The organism is Microbulbifer sp. ABF4_143, from assembly GCF_056160225.1.
Map to the genome: position 1 here is coordinate 38,417 of NZ_JBSWWT010000024.1, position 16,321 is coordinate 54,737.

The following is a 16,321-nucleotide window of genomic DNA, read 5'->3' on the forward strand; positions in this document are numbered from 1 at the left end:
CCTTACTCTTCGCCTTCGCCTTCAGCGGCCTCGCCTTCGGCTTCCGCTTCGATGGCGCCGCGCGGCTTGTGTACAGAGGCTACAACCAGGTCGTGATCGGCGCCGTGGCTCAGGTCCACAGACTCGACACCGGCCGGCAGCTTGATGTCGGAGATGTGCAGCACGCCGTCCATTTCCAGGTCGGCCAGGTCCACTTCGATGAACTCGGGCAGCTTGGAGGCCGGAGCGCTGATTTCCAGCTCGGTCAGGGTGTGGGACACGATGCCGCCAGCCTTGACGCCCTTGCAGGTGTCTTCGTTCAGGAAGTGCAGCGGCACTTTGATGTGCACCTTGGTGTTGGCGGAAACGCGCTGGAAGTCGACGTGCAGCAGCTGCTGCTTGGCCGGGTGGCGCTGCAGATCGCGCAGGATCACTTTGTCTTCTTTGCCGTCGATGTCCAGGCTCAGGACGGAGGAGAAGAAGGCTTCGTTCTCCAGGGCCTTGAACAGTTCTTTCTGCAGTACGGAGATGGACTGCGGCTCGGCCTTGCCACCGTAAACGATGCCCGGGACACGGCCTTCCAGGCGACGCAGGCGGCGGCTCGCACCTTTCCCTTCGTCGCTGCGGACGCTGGCGTTCAGTTTGATATCAGACATGGGGTAAACCTCGGGTTGTCTGCCCAGAGCGACCTGCGACCGGACCGCCCTGGCGTTGCTGTAAATTGGATTGCTTCGATCCAATAGTAAAAGCCCGGCGCTGCTGCCGGGCGGGCGCGTATTCTACGGGATGTGGCGGGCTGGCGCCAGTGGGGCGTTCTCGGGTTTCGCTCCCTCCAGTCAGCAGTCAGTCAGCTCCCTGGCGCCCCTGCTACCGATGGCTTTTTGCGGGACACGCCGTGAATACATCCCTGTAGGCTTGTCTGCGAGGTCCCTCTCGCAGACAGTCCCGCAAAAAGCCATCGGCATCAGGGGCTTCGCATCTAGTCCCGATACTTATCCAGCTTCCACGAGGAAGCCCGATAGAGTTCGTATGATTGATGCGAAGGCTCTGATGCCGGTATTCGTTTGCGGGACCTTTCACGGCCAAGGATGGCCGTGGATAGCGTACAGGGATGTATTCACGGCGTGTCCCGCAAGCCCGGTAGCAGAGCCGCCAAGGAATTGGGCGTGGGGTTGCCCCACCCCGGGCGAACGCAAGGTTCGCCCTTGGGGGGAAAGTGGGGTCAGCGGAACATCGCCGACAGGGATTCCTCGTTGCTGATGCGGCGCATGGATTCGGCCAGCATGGCGGACAGGGTCAGCTGGCGGATCTTCGGGGCCTTTTCCATCTTGTCGCCGAGCGGGATGGAGTCGGTGACCACCAATTCATCGAGCACTGAGTTGTTCAGATTCTCGATGGCGTTGCCGGACAGTACCGGGTGGGTGCAGTAGGCCACCACCTTAGTGGCGCCGTGCTCTTTCAGCGCATTGGCGGCGTTGCACAGGGTGCCGGCGGTATCGACCATATCGTCCACCAGCAGGCAGGTGCGGCCGTCGACTTCACCGATGATGTTCATCACTTCGGCCACGTTGGCCGCCGGGCGGCGCTTGTCGATGATGGCCAGGTCGCAGTCGAGGCTCTTGGCCACCGCGCGGGCGCGCACCACGCCGCCGATATCCGGGGATACGACCACCAGGTTCTCGTACTTCTGGCGCTCGATGTCGTCCAGCAGCACCGAGGAGCCGTAGACGTTGTCCACCGGCACGTCGAAGAAACCCTGGATCTGCTCCGCGTGCAGGTCCACGGTCAGTACCCGGTCGATACCGACGCTGACCATCATGTCGGCTACCACCTTGGCGGAGATCGGCACCCGCTGGGAGCGCACGCGGCGGTCCTGGCGCGCGTAGCCGAAGTAGGGCACCACCGCGGTGATGCGGCCGGCGGAGGCGCGGCGCAGGGCGTCCACCAGTAGGATCAGTTCCATCAGGTTGCGGTTGGTGGGCTGACAGGTGGACTGCACCACGAAGACGTCGCGGCCGCGCACGTTATCGGTGATTTCCACCGCAATCTCGCCGTCGGAGAAGCGCTTGACCACCGCTTCGCCCAGGGGGATCGCCATATGGTCGACAATTTTCTGTGCCAGTTCCGGGTTTGCGTTGCCGGTAAAGACCATTAAGTCAGCCACTGAGAGTTCCTTTGGTTCTGTCTGGAAGTGAAGTGTAGATGCCTGCGATTGTGAAAGCTGTTGAGGAACCTCTGAAAAACTACTGCGCGTGCGCCTGGCGGCGTCCGGCGGTGCTCGGAATGCTCATGTACTAAAAGTACATTCCGCTTCCTGCGCTCCGGCGGCCACCACCAGCCGCCCGCTCGCTACGTTTTTCAAAGGTTCCTTAGCGCGCGTTTGCGTCACCTTTATGCCGGCGGCACAGGCGGCCGCGAAGGAAAATTGATACAAGCCCGATTCGGAGCTCACAGCGGCACAGGGATGTGTCGCCCGCAAATCAACCTGTTGATTTGTCGCGAGCCAAGTGCGGACATGCGCCGCGCTTGGCGCTTTTGCCGGATTCACGGATGAATCCGGCAAAACTAAAAGAGTGGCTGGGGCGGTAGGATTCGAACCTACGCATGACGGGATCAAAACCCGCTGCCTTACCGCTTGGCTACGCCCCAGTAAAGTCTGCGCCTCAAGTGGTGGACGCAATCTTCGCGAGTTGCCGGTGGGCGGGGGATTCCTGCACCCCGGCGGCGACAAAGCCGCGCCATTTCGCCGGCAGTTCGGCGAGCGCGCAATTGGCTGCCTGTGCCGAGTCAAAAGCTGCGAAAACGCAGGCTCCGGTACCGGTCAGTTGCGCCTTGGCGAACTGCTGCAGCCACTCTCTGGCTGCGCGGATTTCCGGGTAGAGGCTTTCGACCAGCGCCTGGCAGTCGTTGCCGGCGTGTTGCTCCAGCCCCCCCTCGCGAAGGTGCGCTAATGTAATTGCGGCGGAATCTCTTGTCAAACGCGGGTGGCCAAAAACTGCCGCGGTACTGACCTGACAGCCGGGCACCAGCACCAGGTAGTGGCGCGGCTCGGTCACCACCGGCGTCAGTTTTTCGCCGACACCCTCGGCCCAGGCGGTGCGGCCGCGCACAAATACCGGTACGTCCGCCCCCAGTTGCCGGCCCAGCTCCGCCAGTGCGTCGAGAGACAGGTCGCAGCCCCACAGGTGATTGAGCCCCAGCAGTGTAGTGGCCGCGTCCGAACTGCCGCCGCCGATACCACCGCCCTGGGGCAGCTTTTTCTGCAGGCGGATATGCGCGCCCTTATCGCAGCCGGTTTTCCGCTGCAGCAGCCGCGCGGCGCGATAGATCAGGTTTTCCTCGAGCGGAATATCCAGGCTGCCGGCATCCACGCTGATTTCACTGCCTCCGCGCCGCTCGAATTCGAGCCAGTCGCCGAAATCCAGCAGTTGAAACAGCGTCTGCAATTCGTGGTAGCCGTCGGGCCGGCGGCCGAGGATGCGCAGAATCAGGTTGAGTTTGGCGGGAGCGGGAAGCTGAAAAGACATAAGTTGATGCAGAGTGGCAAATGCTGAATGCGGAATATAAATGTTTCCGAATCATTCATCATTCAGAAGAGCCACTCCTTGATCACCAGCTTCACCGTCACCGGCCCCGCCGCGCCGCGCGTCGATGCGTTGATGCGCGTGGGGAGCACATAGGGGCCGCGGTTCTGGTAGCCGCTGAAATTCAGCTGCCAGCCGGCCTGCCGCAGGCTCTGCAGCTGCCCCTGGGCGTTGCGCTGCTGCTGGGCGGCGGGGCCGGGGGCGGGGAGGCCGCGCACCCAGTAGAACATTTCGTTGATCGGCAGCGGCCAGCCGAGTGTCTGCATCGTGAGTTCGACCGGATTGCGCGCCTGCAGCGGCGGTTCGTCGCCGCGCTGCAGGCTGACGCCGCCCGGGGAGCCGGCGATTACCGTCGCGCCGGCGCCGAGGGGACCGCTCAGGTGAATGCGGTAGTTGGGGGCCGACTGCTGTTGCCAGGTCAGGTTGGCGCTGCCGTTGTCACTGGGCGAGCGCACGCCGAGTTTGCCTTTGATGGTCCAGTGCTGCAGCTGGGCCGCCGGGGATTCCGCGCTGGTGGGGGGCTGTGGCTGCTGGCCGGCACAGGCGCTCAGCAAAGCGGCCAGCACCGCCAGTGTGAGAAGTCGGAGGCGCTCGGCCGCGCGGAAAGGTTCAGTTGTCGGATACATGCTGTTCCAGTGATTCGTTGATTTGCAGGCGCTTCATCGCGGCCGGGATTATCTTGCTCTGCGGGTTGACCTTCAGGCCCCGCTGCCAGATCTCCCGGGCCTTCTCGCGGTTGCCCTGCATCCACAGCACCTCGCCGAGGTGGGCGAAGATCTCGTGGTCCGGCAGTTTTTCCAGTGCCCGCTGCAGATATTTGACCGCTTCGTCGTAATTGCCGAGACGGTACTGTATCCAGCCCATGCTGTCGATGATTGCCGGGTCGTCGGGGCGCAGTTCCAGGGCCTTGCTGATCAGTGCCAGCGCCTCTTCGTGGCGGGATTCGTCCTCGATCAGCTTGTAGCCCAGCGCGTTGAGTATCGTGGCGTTGTCCGGATCCCGCTGCAGCAGCGCGCGCATGCCCCGCTCGAAGGCGGCAGTGTTGCCCAGTCGTTCGCTGAGCAGGGCCTGGGTGTAGATCAGGCGGCCGCTGTCAGCGTTGCTTTCCAGGGCCTGGTTCACCAGCTCCAGCGCCTGCCGGTGGTGGTCGTTGTCGCTCAACAGCTCGGCCTCCATCAGGTAGAAGTGCTCCGCCTGCTGGGGGTGGCGCTGGCGCAGCTCGGCAAACCAGGCGCGGTTGTCGTCGACCCGGCCCGCGGCGGCCAACAGCTTGGTGCCGCGGGTGATGGCTTCGACGTAGTCGTTGCCGGGTTCCACCTTGCGGTAGTGGGTCACGGCGGTGGCGATATCCTCCTCCCGCTCGGCGATGGCGCCCAGGTAGAAGTGGGCCGCGGACTGGTGCTGGTCCAGGTGCAGCAGCCGCTCAAACAGCGGCCTGGCTTCGCCCAGGCTGTCGGTCTCAAAGCGGATCAGCGCCAGCGACAGTATCAGGTTGCCGTCGTTCGGGTGCTGTTTCACCAGCTCCGCGAACTGCTGCTGCGCCAGCCCGAGGTCCTCCCGTATCAGCAGGCGCGCGTACTGCAGGCGCAGGCGGCTCTCCCGCGGGTGGATGGCGACCAGTTTTTCCAGCAGCTGGATGGCTTCCTTGCGCCGGCCCTGGTCGACCAGCAGGTGCGTTTCCAGCAGCGGGGCGTCCAGCAGGTCCGGGCTCTGTTCCTGTACCCTGCGCACCAGGGACAGCGCCTGCGGGTACTGCTCGGTGGCGCGCAGCATCATCGCGTAGGCGAGTACCACTTCGCCGTTTTCCGGGTACTTCTGCGCCAGGCGCCGGAACTCCGGCATCACCCGTTCGGCCTGCTCCCGGTTGGAGACGGCGGTGGCGGCCAGGGACTGCAGCGGCGCGTCGCCGCCCAGCGCCAGGGCCTTGGCGGCGTGCACCAGGGCGGTGTCCAGCTCCCCGGCCAGGGTCAGCTCCGCGGTGGCGGCCAGCTGCGCCTCGGGGTCCTCGGGTTCCAGCTGCGCCCACAGCTGTGCGGTGCGCAGGGCGGCCCGGCGCGCGTTCAGGAAGCGCGCTATGCGCGTGGCGCGGGCGGCGACGCCGGCGTCCTGGGTGCGCTCGGCCTGGTGGAAGTAGTTGGCCAGGGCCACGTCGTACTGCTCCCGATTGCCCGCCACCTCGGCGACCAGCAGTGTGTAGAAGGTATCGATCGGGAAGGGGCGCGCCTGGACCTCGGCCGCCGCTTCCGTTGCGGCCAGAGCCTGCGGCGCGCTCTGTGTCTCGGGCGGCTGGTCCTGCGTCGGCTGCTGCGCGCAGGCGCCTGCCAGCAGGCACAGGGCGGCGGCCAGCAATTTGCGCGACGGGAGGGATGGAACTGTCTGGCCGGCGGAGTGCCGGCGAAGAGAAGGGTGCATAGCGTTGTATCCGTACTTTGGCGGCGCGCGGGCCCCTGCGCGGCGAGAGTGGCGTTTATCGCCGTATAATTCTAGTCGCGATTTGCCTGCGCCGGCCGACCGGCGGCGGTGCCGCAGCCAAGTCTGCGTCAAATTAAACCGCCCGCCGACCTTGCAAGCGGCGCGGCCGCCCGGGAAAATGCGCCCCCAACGTCGGCCCGGAATTCTCACCAGCGCCCCCGGCGGGGCGGTTCCAGCGCGCACAGCGGGCGCTTTGTGCGGTTTCCGGGTCTATTCGCACCTCGAGATTTAACGCGACGGGAATCTATGCCTATCCTCGCCCTGGGTATCAACCACGACAGCGCGCCGATCGAGGTGCGCGAGCGGGTGGCCTTTGCCCCCGAGGTGATGCCCGGCGCCCTGGCGGACGCGCGCAAGGCGCTGAACTGTTCCGAATTGGCGATACTGTCCACCTGCAACCGCACCGAGATCTACGGCGAGGTGGACCGCGAGCGGCTGCTGGACTGGCTGGCCGACTACCACCGGGTGCCGCGGGAGCAGCTGCAGGGCTGCAGCTACAGCTACAGCGGCGAAGCCGCGGTGCGCCATATGATGCGGGTGGCCTGCGGGCTCGACTCGCTGGTGCTCGGCGAGCCGCAGATCCTCGGCCAGATCAAGTCCGCCTACGCGGTGGCGCGGGAGAGCGGCAGCGTCGGCAGCCTGCTGCACAGTGTCTTCCAGCAGGTGTTTGCGGTGGCGAAGAAGGTGCGCACCGAGACCGCCATCGGCGAGAACCCGGTGTCCGTGGCCTACGCGGCCGTGTCCCTGGCCTCGCGTATCTTCACCGACCTGGGCCAGCAGACGGCGCTGTTGATCGGCGCCGGCGAGACCATCGAGCTGGTGGCGCGCCACCTGCTGGAGCAGGGGGTCAAACAACTGATCGTCGCCAACCGCACTCTGAACCGGGCCCAGCAGCTGGCGGAGAACTTCGGCGCCGAGGCGATACTGCTGGCGGATATCCCCGAGCATCTGCCGCGCGCGGATATCGTTATCAGCTCCACCGCCAGCCAGCTGCCGATTCTCGGCAAGGGCGCGGTGGAATCGGCGCTGAAGCAGCGCCGCCACAGCCCGGTGTTTATGGTGGATATTGCCGTGCCGCGGGATATAGAACCGCAGGTGGGCCAGCTGGACGACGTCTACCTGTATACCGTGGACGACCTGCGCGGCGTGATCGACGAGGGCAAGCGCTCGCGGGAGAAGGCCGCCGAGGCCGCACACGCCATCGTCGAGGCCGCCGCCGCCGACTATATGCGCGAGCACCGCGCCCTGGGCGCCGTGGACAGCATTCGAGCCTATCGCCGGCGCGCCCAGGAGATCGGCGGCGCCGAGCTGGAGCGGGCGCTGGCGCAGCTGGAAAAAGGTGAGGACCCGCGGCGGTTGCTCGAGCAGCTGACCCGCTCGCTGACCAACAAGCTGATACACGCGCCCACGGTCAGCCTCAAGCGCGCCACCGCCGAAGGGGATCTGGAGCGGCTGCGCATCGCACGGGAAATCGTCGGGCTGGAACCGCTCCCCGAGATCGAATTTGAGAAGAAAGACGGATGAAAGACTCGCTGTTAAACAAACTGGACAACCTGGTGGAGCGCCACGAGGAGGTGTCCGCACTGCTCGGCGACGCCGGTGTCATCTCCGACCAGGAGCAGTTCCGCGATCTGTCCCGCGAGTACGCCGAGCTGGAGGAGGTGGTCAAGTGCTACAACCGCTACCGGCAGCTGCAGGAGGATATGGCCGCGGCGCGGGAGATGCTCGACGAGAGCGACCCCGAGATGCGCGAGATGGCGCAGGAGGAGTTGCGCGAGGCCGAGGCGCAGCTGGAGCCGTTGGAGCGGGAGCTGCAGACGCTGCTGCTGCCCAAGGACCCCAATGACCGCAAGAGCGTCTTCCTGGAGATTCGCGCCGGCACCGGCGGCGACGAGGCGGCCATCTTTTCCGGCGATCTCTTTCGCATGTACTCCCGCTACGCCGAGAAGCAGGGCTGGCGCATCGAGATTATCAGCGAGAACCCGGGCGAACACGGCGGCTACAAGGAGATCATCACCCGCGTGGCCGGCGAGGGCGTCTACGGCAAGCTGAAATTCGAATCCGGCGCGCACCGGGTGCAGCGGGTGCCGGAGACCGAGTCCCAGGGGCGCATCCACACCTCCGCCTGCACCGTGGCGGTGATGCCGGAGCCGGACGAACGCGACGCCGTCGAGATCAACAAGGCGGACCTGCGCGTGGACACCTACCGCGCCTCCGGCGCCGGCGGCCAGCATGTGAACAAAACGGATTCGGCGGTGCGCCTGACGCACATTCCCACCGGCATAGTGGTTGAGTGTCAGGACGAGCGCTCCCAGCACAAGAACCGCGCCAAGGCCATGGCGCTGCTGCAGGCCAAGCTCTCCAGCGAGCAGGAGGCCGCCGCAGCCCGGGAGATCTCCGACGCGCGCCGCAACCTGGTTGGCAGTGGCGACAGATCCGAGCGCATCCGCACCTACAACTTCCCCCAGGGCCGCGTCACCGACCACCGCATAGGCCTGACCCTGTACAAGCTGGACGAAATCATGCAGGGCGCGCTGGAAGAGGTCATAGAGCCGCTGCGCACCGAGCACCAGGCGGATCAGCTGGCGGCGCTGGGTCAGTGACCGGATGCACACCACGTAGGAGCGGCCGTTGGCCGCGATCTGAGCTTGCCGATTACTGAAAATCCGATCGCGGCCGCGGGCCGCTCCTGCAGAACCAATATGGCCAACGTTAAACAAAACCTCGCCCGCAGCGCGGAGCTCAGTGAAAGCGACAGCGCCCGCCTGGATGCGGAAATCCTGCTCGGCCACATCCTCGGCCGCCCGCGCACCTGGCTCTATACCTGGCCGGAATACGAACTGACGGAAAGCGAGCAGAAGCGGTTCGACGCGCTGCTCGAGCGCCGCAAGAACGGCGAGCCGGTGGCGCATCTGACCGGCGAGCGGGAATTCTGGTCGCTGCCGCTGAAGGTAGACCCCTCCACCTTGATACCGCGCCCGGAGACCGAACTGCTGGTGGAAACCGCGCTGGCGCTGTGCCCGCAGGAAAAACTGCGCGCGCTGGATCTGGGTACCGGCACCGGCGCGATCGCGCTGGCGCTGGCCTCGGAGCGGCCGGGCTGGCGGATAGTCGCCGCGGAAAAGTCCCCCGAAGCACTGGCGTTGGCGCGGGAGAACCGCCGCGTGCTCGGCTTCGACAATGTCGAGATGGTGCGGAGCGACTGGTTCGCCGATATAGCGCCGCAGCAATTCGACCTGATTGTCAGCAACCCGCCCTATATCGACGCCGCGGACCCGCACCTGGGCCAGGGCGACGTGCGCTTCGAGCCGCGCTCGGCGCTGGTGGCGGGGCGTCAGGGGCTTGCGGATATCGAATTGATCGCGCAAAAGAGCATTGAGTATCTGGCGCCCGGCGGCTGGTTGCTGGTCGAGCACGGCTGGCAGCAGGCGCAGGCTGTGCGCGATATTTTTGCCGCTGCCGGGTTCGAGAATATCGAGAGCCGCAGGGACTATTCCGGCTGGGAGCGGCTGGCACTGGGCCGGAAATGCATCCCGTAGGAGCGGCCATGGGCCGCTCCTACAAAAAACTGAACTCACCGGGAGGGAATTCGTGCACGATCACGTCCACCACCGCCGCGGCAGCGGCCATTTGCGCCCGCTGGTCTGGGGGCTCGTCATCACCTTTGCGTTTGCGATGGTGGAGGCGGTCGGCGGCTGGCTGTCCGGCTCCCTGGCGCTCTTGGGCGACGCCGGCCATATGGCCACCGATTCCCTGTCGCTGGCCCTGGGGGCGGTGGCTGCGCTGTTGGCGCAGAAGCCGGCGGACCGCGAGATGTCCTTCGGCTGGGGCAGGGCCGAGGTACTGGCGGCGATCGTCAACGCGGTCTTTATGCTGCTGATCGTGATCGGTATCTGCATTGCGGCGGTCGATCGCCTGCGCGACCCGCGACCGGTTGCCGGCGGCACGGTGATGCTGATCGCGTTTATCGGTTTGCTGGTGAACCTGCTGGTGGCCTGGACGCTGCACCGCGGCGAGCAGACGCTGAATATCCGCGGTGCGCTGCTGCATGTGATGGGCGACCTGCTGGGCTCCGTGGCGGCACTGGTTTCCGGCGCGGTGATCTATTTCACCGGCTGGCTGCCGGTGGACCCGCTGCTGTCAATACTGATCTGCCTGCTGATCCTGTTTTCCAGCCTTCGCCTGCTGCGCGACGCGGTGGACGTGCTGATGGAGCGGGTGCCGCGGGAGCTGAGTCTGCCGGTGGTGGGGGAGACGCTGGCGGCGGTGGACGGGGTGCGCTCGGTGCACGACCTGCATATCTGGCGCCTCGATTCCAGCACCATCTCCCTGTCGGCGCATATCGTCGTCGACGATCTACAGGCCTGGCCGGCGGTGCTGGAGCGGCTGCGCGAGACGCTGATCAAACGCTTCGATATCGAGCATATCACGCTGCAGCCGGAACCGATCCGGCTGACCGCGCTCACCGAGGCGTGAATGGGGGATGGGCTTTGCTTATCCTCTGGGCGTTGATAAATGACTCCCGTCGCTCCAGGCAGGGCTGTGGCGGCAAAGCGCTAGGACGGGTATTTCGAAACGCTGTAAATACATCCCTGTACGTTCCGTCGGCGACGGTTCGAAATACCCGTCCTAGGGAACCTCTGAAAGCCCCGCAGAGACATCACGGACTTAATCAGAGGTTCCCTAGCACTTTGCCTTCAATTCCGGTTTCCGGACTTTGTCAGCAGCCTGGGAATGGGCTTTGCCCAGCCTGTGCAAGTCTCGTTACGCCAATTCCGGTCAGTCTTCGTCCCTGCCGTCGCTGTCGGATGACTCGCTCTCGAGCGGCTCGGCCCCGTTCGCGGTCTCGTCGGACAGGCTCTCGTCTTCCGCCGGCGCCGCGTCCGCGGCGGATTCCGTCTGCTCGCTCTCCGCGGTAACTTCCTCCGGCGGGCTTATCTGCTCCTGCGGCGCCTGAATGCCGATATGGTAGGCGGCAAAGCCCGGCTGCACCACCTGGTTCATGGCCATGCCGAGGATGCGGCCGTTGTACTGGGAGCGGATCTCGGTGCGCACATTGGTGATCGGGTTGGTGACGGTGCCGAGCAGATCGCCCTTGCGTACAAACTCGCCCAGTTCCACCTCGCTGAAGATGATGCCGCCGGTGGTGGCGCGCTGCCAGGTGGAGTTGTAGTAGACCGGCTCCGGATCGCCCCAGAGGCGGAATTTGGCCACCATGCCCAGCTGGTTCAGCAGGGTGCGGATACCCTTGACGCTGTGGCTGACGGACGGTTCGTCCAGCACCATCGGCGCACCCGCCTCCAGGGTCACGGTGGGAATGCCGGCCTCGACCGCGGCGCGGCGCAGCGTGCCCTTGGCGCCGTCGCTGTGCAGTACCACGGTGGAGCCGAAGCCCTTGGTCAGCTTGACCACCTTGGGGTTCTTCAGGTCGCCGCGCAGCTGCGGCAGGTTGGTGCGGTAGAAGGAGCCTGTGTGCAGGTCCACCACCGCGTTGCAGTGGCTGACCACCTCGTGGAAAAACGAGTAGGCGATGCGCGACGCCGAGGAGCCGTTGGGGTCGCCGGGGAAGTGCCGGTTCAGATCGCGGCGGTCGGTCAGGTAGCGGGAGCCGCGGTGGAAGCCCTGCAGGTTGACGATGGGCACGCCGATCACGGCGCCGCTCAGGTTGTTGGCGTCCAGGTCGTACATGACCCGGCGCACCGTCTCTATGCCGTTCAGTTCGTCGCCGTGCACCGCCGCGGTCAGACACAGGGTCGGGCCCGGCTTGGCGCCGTTGACCACCAGTACCGGGGTGGAACTGTAGACGCCCTCGAAATGCTGGGACGGGGACCAGGCCAGGCGCGTCGCGGTGGCCGGCGGCACCTCGGCGCCGAGCAGGCGCAGGGGCTTGGCCTGCTCCGCGGCTGCGTCGGTCTGGCGCTGTTCGCTGGTGGCTTTTGGCTCCTCCTTCTTTTCCTCCGCGGCCTGCGCTTTTTGCGGCTCCGGCTGTGCCGGCGCCGGCTCCAGTTCCTCGATCGGCTGGTCCAGTTGCAGATTTTCCGCCTGGGGCAGCGTCTCTGTGGCGCCCTGCTGGAGCGCCTGATCCCCATCCGCAGCGGCCGCTTCCGGCGTTTCCGCCTGAGGCCGGTCCGGCTGCCGGCTTTCGGTTTGCTGCTCGGGGGTGTCCTGGGCCTCCTCCGCCTCGGTCAGGCCCAGTGCCTGGGCGGAGATCAGCAGAAGGGCCGCCAATGTCAGTCGGGGGAAGGGCGTGGTGTGGCGAAATCGGCTCAAAGGCGAGCGCAACAACATTCAAAGACTCCGGTGATTGTGGCTATCGGCGGCAATTGGCGCCAGTCGTAGGGGTTGGAGCGCGATTATAGCGAAAGCGTTCCCGGCGCCGGCGACGAAATATGGCCGTCAGTGCCGTCGGGCGGTTCCGATCGCCTTGCGACTGGTGCGCCACAGGCGCAGACCGAGCAGCACTGAGGCGGTGCCGAGGCCGATGCAGATGCCGACCCAGTAGCCGTAGACGCCCCAGTAGTTCTCCCCCAGCCAGTAGGCGCAGCTCAGCCCCACCAGCCAGTAGGAGAACAGCTGCAGGTACATGGGCATGCGGGTGTCCTTGTAGCCGCGCAGCGCCCCCCAGGCCATGGCCTGGGCTACGTCCACCAGTTGGAAGGCGGCGCACAGCAGCAGCAGGTTGACCGCCACGGCGATGATGTCGGTGTTGCTGGTGTAGGCGAGCACAAACGGGTGGCGCAGGGCGATCAGCAGTATCCCGGTGCCCAGCGCGTAGACGAGCCCGCTGCCGACACCGACAAAGCTGGCGAAGCGGGCCCGCTTCGGACGCCCCTGGCCGAGCAGCTGCGCGGTGCGGATGGAGAGCGCCTGCGCCAGCGCCAGCGCCACCAGGTAAAAGATGGAGCCGATATTCAGGCCTATCTGGTGCGCCGCCACCACGGTTGCGCCATAGGAGGCCAGCAGTACCGTCAGGCTGGCGAAAAAGGTCACCTCGCTGGCCGCGCCGACACAGATGGGCAGGCCCACCGCCAGCAGGTGCCGCAGCGTCGGCCAGTGCGGCCGCGGTGGCAGCAGCCGGAGTTGCAGGGCGCGGTAGACGGGATCGCTGCCCGCGTGCCAGAAGAGCGCCGCGGCGATGGAACAGCTCACCAGCGCCGTGGCCCAGCCGCAGCCGGCGCCGCCCATGGCCGGTATCGGGCCGGCGCCGAACACGAAGAGGATATCCAGGGGGATATTCAGCACCGCCGCGGTCAGGTAGATGCGCATCACCGGGCGCACCTGGCCCATGCCCTCGCAGTAGCCGCGCAGGGCCGTGCCGGCGGCGAAGGGCAGGGTGCCGGTGGCGAGCGCCAGCAGATACTGCTGCATCACCCGGCGCACCGGCTCCTCGGTATCTATCCACTGACTCCACCAGGGCACCGCCAGCAGGGCGCCAACGACGACAAGGCCGCCCACCAGCGCAATCCACAGCGCCTGCTGCAGTTGCGTGGCACAGCCCTGCTCGTCGCGTGCGCCGCGCAGGTGTGCCACCAGCGGCGATACCGCCGCCAGCAGGCCGATCAGTGTCACCGCGCACACCGCCCAGATGCTGGAGCCCAGCGCCAGTCCGGCCAGATCCACCTCGCCGGCGCGGCCGGCGACTATAGTATCGGTCACACCCATGCTCACCACGGCCAGGTTGCTGACCACCAGTGGTCCGCCCAACGTTGTCAGGTGTGAGAGTTCGGTGGCGGTGGCCCGGCGGAAGAGTTTCGGCATAGGGATGTGTAACTGCTGGAGCGTCGCGCCGACAAAGGGAAAACGACGCTAACGATGAGGAGCGAATTATGGAGGCGGCAATGGGCTGGTTCAATCGGCTGTACGGGGTTTTTCTGCGCTGGGTGCGCAAGGTGGACTGGCTGGGGCCGCTGGCGCTGCGCATCTATCTGGCACCGATATTCATTCTCTCCGGCATGAACAAGGTCCAGCATATCGGCGATGTGGCCGCCTGGTTTGGCAATCCGGACTGGGGGCTGGGGCTGCCGGCGCCGCTGCTGATGGCCTGGCTGGCGGCGCTGACGGAACTGCTCGGCGGCATAGCGCTGCTGCTGGGCCTGGGGGTGCGCCTGGCGGCGATACCACTGATGTTCGTGATGGCGGTGGCGGCGGCAACCGCTCACTGGCAGTACGGCTGGTCCGCGCTGCCGGACCAGACGCTGGTCATGCCCTGGGAGTGGCGCAAGGACCTGATCGCGGAGGCCGCGGTGCGCAAGGAGAAGGCGGTGGAACTGCTGAAGGAGTACGGTCACTACGACTGGCTGACCGAGGCCGGTAACTTCACGATACTGAAGAACGGCATAGAGTTCGCCGCCACCTACTTCATCATGCTGCTGTCTCTGCTGTTCAGCGGCGCCGGGCGTTTCTTCAGCCTGGACTACTGGATCTGCCGCCACTGCGGCCGGACAGAAAGCTGAACCTTACGGGATAGGTGGTATACTCGCCGATTAATTAAGCATTTGAGCGAGTATTGCACTTGATAGGAAAGCTGTTCCGCCGATCCGCGTCCAAAGACGAGCAGAGCCCTCAGCGGGGGGGAGAGAGCCCTCAGCGGGGGGGAGAGAGCCCTCAGCGCCGGGAAGAGAGCCCTCAGCGGGGGGAGAAAAAGCCCCAGCCTAAAGGCAAGCAGGGCCAGAAGCCCGAAAAGAGCCGGAAGCCCGAAGGCGCCGAGCCCCGGGGCGAGAAGGCGGCCCGGGCCGGTGCGGACAAGGGCCGCTCCCGCCGCACCGGCAAGGGCGCGAAAGCCAAGGCCGATCGGGGCGCGCCCTGGTCCCTGGACGACTTCAAGGTCCCGGAGCAGGAGGGCAAGGTACGCTTCCACGACCTGGATCTGCCGCTGCCGCTGATGCGCGCTATCCACGACCTGGGCTTCCAGTACTGCTCGCCGATCCAGGGTCGCTCCCTGCCGCACACCCTCAACGGCCACGACCTGGTGGGCAAGGCCCAGACGGGTACCGGCAAGACCGCCGCCTTCCTGATCACGATCATCGACGACCTGCTCAAGAACCCCTTCGAGGGCGAGCGCTACGCCGGCGAGGCGCGCGCGCTGATCATAGCACCGACCCGCGAACTGGTGATGCAGATCGCCGACGACGCCAAGGCCCTGTGCAAATACACCGATCTGGAGATCCACACCCTGGTGGGCGGCATGGACTACCAGAAGCAGCAGCGCAACCTGAACGAGCGCCTGGTGGATATCCTCGTCGCGACCCCCGGCCGCCTGCTGGACTTCGCCAGCAACCGCGACTGCTACCTGGATCAGGTGGAGATACTGGTGATCGACGAGGCCGACCGCATGCTGGATATGGGCTTTATCCCCCAGGTGCGCCGCATCGTCCGCCAGACACCGCGCAAGACCCACCGCCAGACGATGTTCTTCTCCGCCACCTTTACGCCGGAAGTGGATTCCCTGGTGGAGCAGTGGACCGACGATCCGGTGATTGTCGAAATCGAGCCGGAGCGGGTCGCCACCGACAGTGTCGAGCAGCGTGTGTATCTGGTCGCGAGTGAGGAGAAGTACCCGCTGCTGTACAACATACTGCAGAGCGACGCCGTGGACAGCCTGATCGTATTCGCCAACCGCCGCGACCAGTGCCGCCGCCTGCACGAAAACCTGATCGCCCACGGCATCTCCGCCGGCCTGCTGTCCGGCGAAATCGCGCAGAACAAGCGTGTGCGCACACTGGAGGACTTCAAGGCCGGTGTGACCAAGGTGCTGGTGGCCACCGACGTGGCCGGCCGCGGTATCCATATCGACGGTATCAGCCACGTGGTCAACTTCACGCTGCCGGAGGAGCCGGAAGACTATGTGCACCGCATAGGCCGCACCGGCCGCGCCGGCAAGACGGGCACCTCGATCAGCTTCGCCTGCGAGGACGACGCCATGCGCCTGGAGCCGATCGAGAAACTGCTGGGCCAGAAGCTGAAATGCGAGGTGCCGCCGGAGGAACTGCTGGCGGCGCCGCCGAAGGTCAAGGTGCAGCGCAGCCACGGTGACCGGGACAGCCGCGGCGGGCGCCGCGGGGGCGGTCACGGCGGCGGGCGCGGTCGCCCGCGCCGCTGATTCGATTTGCTGCAATAAAAAAGGTTCATCGCACTTTACCGGGAAACGCGGCTTTGATCTTTAGGAAGAAGTAGTTGTTGTCCCGGTATCCGTAGGCCGTGCGCTTGATCACCTTGATGCGGTTGTTCATGCCCTCCAGAACAGAGGTGTTTAGTCGGTAGGTAGCGCTGGCCACTATCCCCTCGAC

The 16,321-nt window shown here is 65.7% G+C and carries 14 protein-coding genes and 1 tRNA gene; 6 read left to right on the forward strand and 9 right to left on the reverse strand.

What is annotated here, in order from left to right; genetic code table 11:
• Window positions 1–2: 2 nt before the first annotated feature.
• The 6 genes from ACXAF3_RS15995 to ACXAF3_RS16020 form a co-directional block, all read right to left on the reverse strand.
• Entirely contained in the window at window positions 3–635 is a 633-nt protein-coding gene (locus tag ACXAF3_RS15995; RefSeq protein WP_475113300.1) for a 50S ribosomal protein L25/general stress protein Ctc, read from the reverse strand.
• Between the two features lie 566 nt (window positions 636–1,201).
• A complete protein-coding gene (locus tag ACXAF3_RS16000; RefSeq protein ID WP_475113312.1) occupies window positions 1,202–2,131 on the reverse strand; it encodes a ribose-phosphate pyrophosphokinase in 930 nt (309 codons plus the stop codon).
• A gap of 422 nt (window positions 2,132–2,553) precedes the next feature.
• Window positions 2,554–2,628, reverse strand: a tRNA-Gln gene (locus ACXAF3_RS16005).
• A 14-nt stretch (window positions 2,629–2,642) separates the two neighbouring features.
• Window positions 2,643–3,506: a 4-(cytidine 5'-diphospho)-2-C-methyl-D-erythritol kinase gene (gene ispE, locus ACXAF3_RS16010; RefSeq protein ID WP_475113301.1), complete on the reverse strand. Its 864-nt coding sequence runs from the start codon at window positions 3,504–3,506 to the stop codon at window positions 2,643–2,645.
• Window positions 3,507–3,568: 62 nt separating this feature from the next.
• Window positions 3,569–4,189: a lipoprotein insertase outer membrane protein LolB gene (lolB, locus tag ACXAF3_RS16015; RefSeq protein ID WP_475113302.1), complete on the reverse strand. Its 621-nt coding sequence runs from the start codon at window positions 4,187–4,189 to the stop codon at window positions 3,569–3,571.
• Entirely contained in the window at window positions 4,173–5,975 is a 1,803-nt protein-coding gene (locus ACXAF3_RS16020; RefSeq protein WP_475113303.1) for a tetratricopeptide repeat protein, read from the reverse strand. The genes lolB and ACXAF3_RS16020 overlap by 17 nt, the downstream gene beginning before the upstream one ends.
• Before the next feature lie 306 nt (window positions 5,976–6,281).
• On the opposite strand from ACXAF3_RS16020, the gene hemA reads away from it, so the two are divergent.
• The 4 genes from hemA to ACXAF3_RS16040 all read left to right on the forward strand — a co-directional run bounded on the left by hemA (window position 6,282) and on the right by ACXAF3_RS16040 (window position 10,511).
• On the forward strand, window positions 6,282–7,559 hold the full coding sequence (hemA, locus tag ACXAF3_RS16025) for a glutamyl-tRNA reductase (RefSeq protein ID WP_475113304.1): 1,278 nt from the start codon (window positions 6,282–6,284) through the stop codon (window positions 7,557–7,559).
• Window positions 7,556–8,638, forward strand: a complete 1,083-nt coding sequence (prfA, locus tag ACXAF3_RS16030; RefSeq protein WP_475113305.1) for a peptide chain release factor 1 — start codon at window positions 7,556–7,558, stop codon at window positions 8,636–8,638. Before hemA ends, prfA begins: the two co-directional genes overlap by 4 nt.
• A 99-nt stretch (window positions 8,639–8,737) precedes the next feature.
• Entirely contained in the window at window positions 8,738–9,574 is an 837-nt protein-coding gene (prmC, locus tag ACXAF3_RS16035) for a peptide chain release factor N(5)-glutamine methyltransferase (RefSeq protein WP_475113306.1), read from the forward strand.
• A gap of 52 nt (window positions 9,575–9,626) precedes the next feature.
• Window positions 9,627–10,511: a cation diffusion facilitator family transporter gene (locus tag ACXAF3_RS16040; protein ID WP_475113307.1), complete on the forward strand. Its 885-nt coding sequence runs from the start codon at window positions 9,627–9,629 to the stop codon at window positions 10,509–10,511.
• Between the two features lie 303 nt (window positions 10,512–10,814).
• Here ACXAF3_RS16040 and ACXAF3_RS16045 read toward each other — a convergent pair whose 3' ends face one another.
• Together ACXAF3_RS16045 and ACXAF3_RS16050 are read right to left on the reverse strand one after the other, a co-directional pair.
• Window positions 10,815–12,323: a succinylglutamate desuccinylase/aspartoacylase family protein gene (locus tag ACXAF3_RS16045; RefSeq protein ID WP_475113308.1), complete on the reverse strand. Its 1,509-nt coding sequence runs from the start codon at window positions 12,321–12,323 to the stop codon at window positions 10,815–10,817.
• 108 nt (window positions 12,324–12,431) lie between these two features.
• Window positions 12,432–13,793, reverse strand: a complete 1,362-nt coding sequence (locus ACXAF3_RS16050; protein WP_475113309.1) for an MATE family efflux transporter — start codon at window positions 13,791–13,793, stop codon at window positions 12,432–12,434.
• An 80-nt stretch (window positions 13,794–13,873) separates the two neighbouring features.
• On the opposite strand from ACXAF3_RS16050, the gene ACXAF3_RS16055 reads away from it, so the two are divergent.
• Both ACXAF3_RS16055 and rhlB read left to right on the forward strand, forming a co-directional pair.
• The gene (locus ACXAF3_RS16055) at window positions 13,874–14,488 is read left to right on the forward strand and encodes an HvfX family Cu-binding RiPP maturation protein (RefSeq protein ID WP_475113310.1); all 615 of its coding nucleotides are present in this window, start codon (window positions 13,874–13,876) and stop codon (window positions 14,486–14,488) included.
• 53 nt (window positions 14,489–14,541) lie between these two features.
• Entirely contained in the window at window positions 14,542–16,134 is a 1,593-nt protein-coding gene (gene rhlB, locus ACXAF3_RS16060; protein ID WP_475113311.1) for an ATP-dependent RNA helicase RhlB, read from the forward strand.
• A gap of 25 nt (window positions 16,135–16,159) precedes the next feature.
• On the opposite strand, the gene ACXAF3_RS16065 is transcribed toward rhlB, so the two are convergent.
• On the reverse strand, window positions 16,160–16,321 hold a 162-nt coding region (locus ACXAF3_RS16065; RefSeq protein WP_475113313.1), incomplete at its 5' end, for a transposase.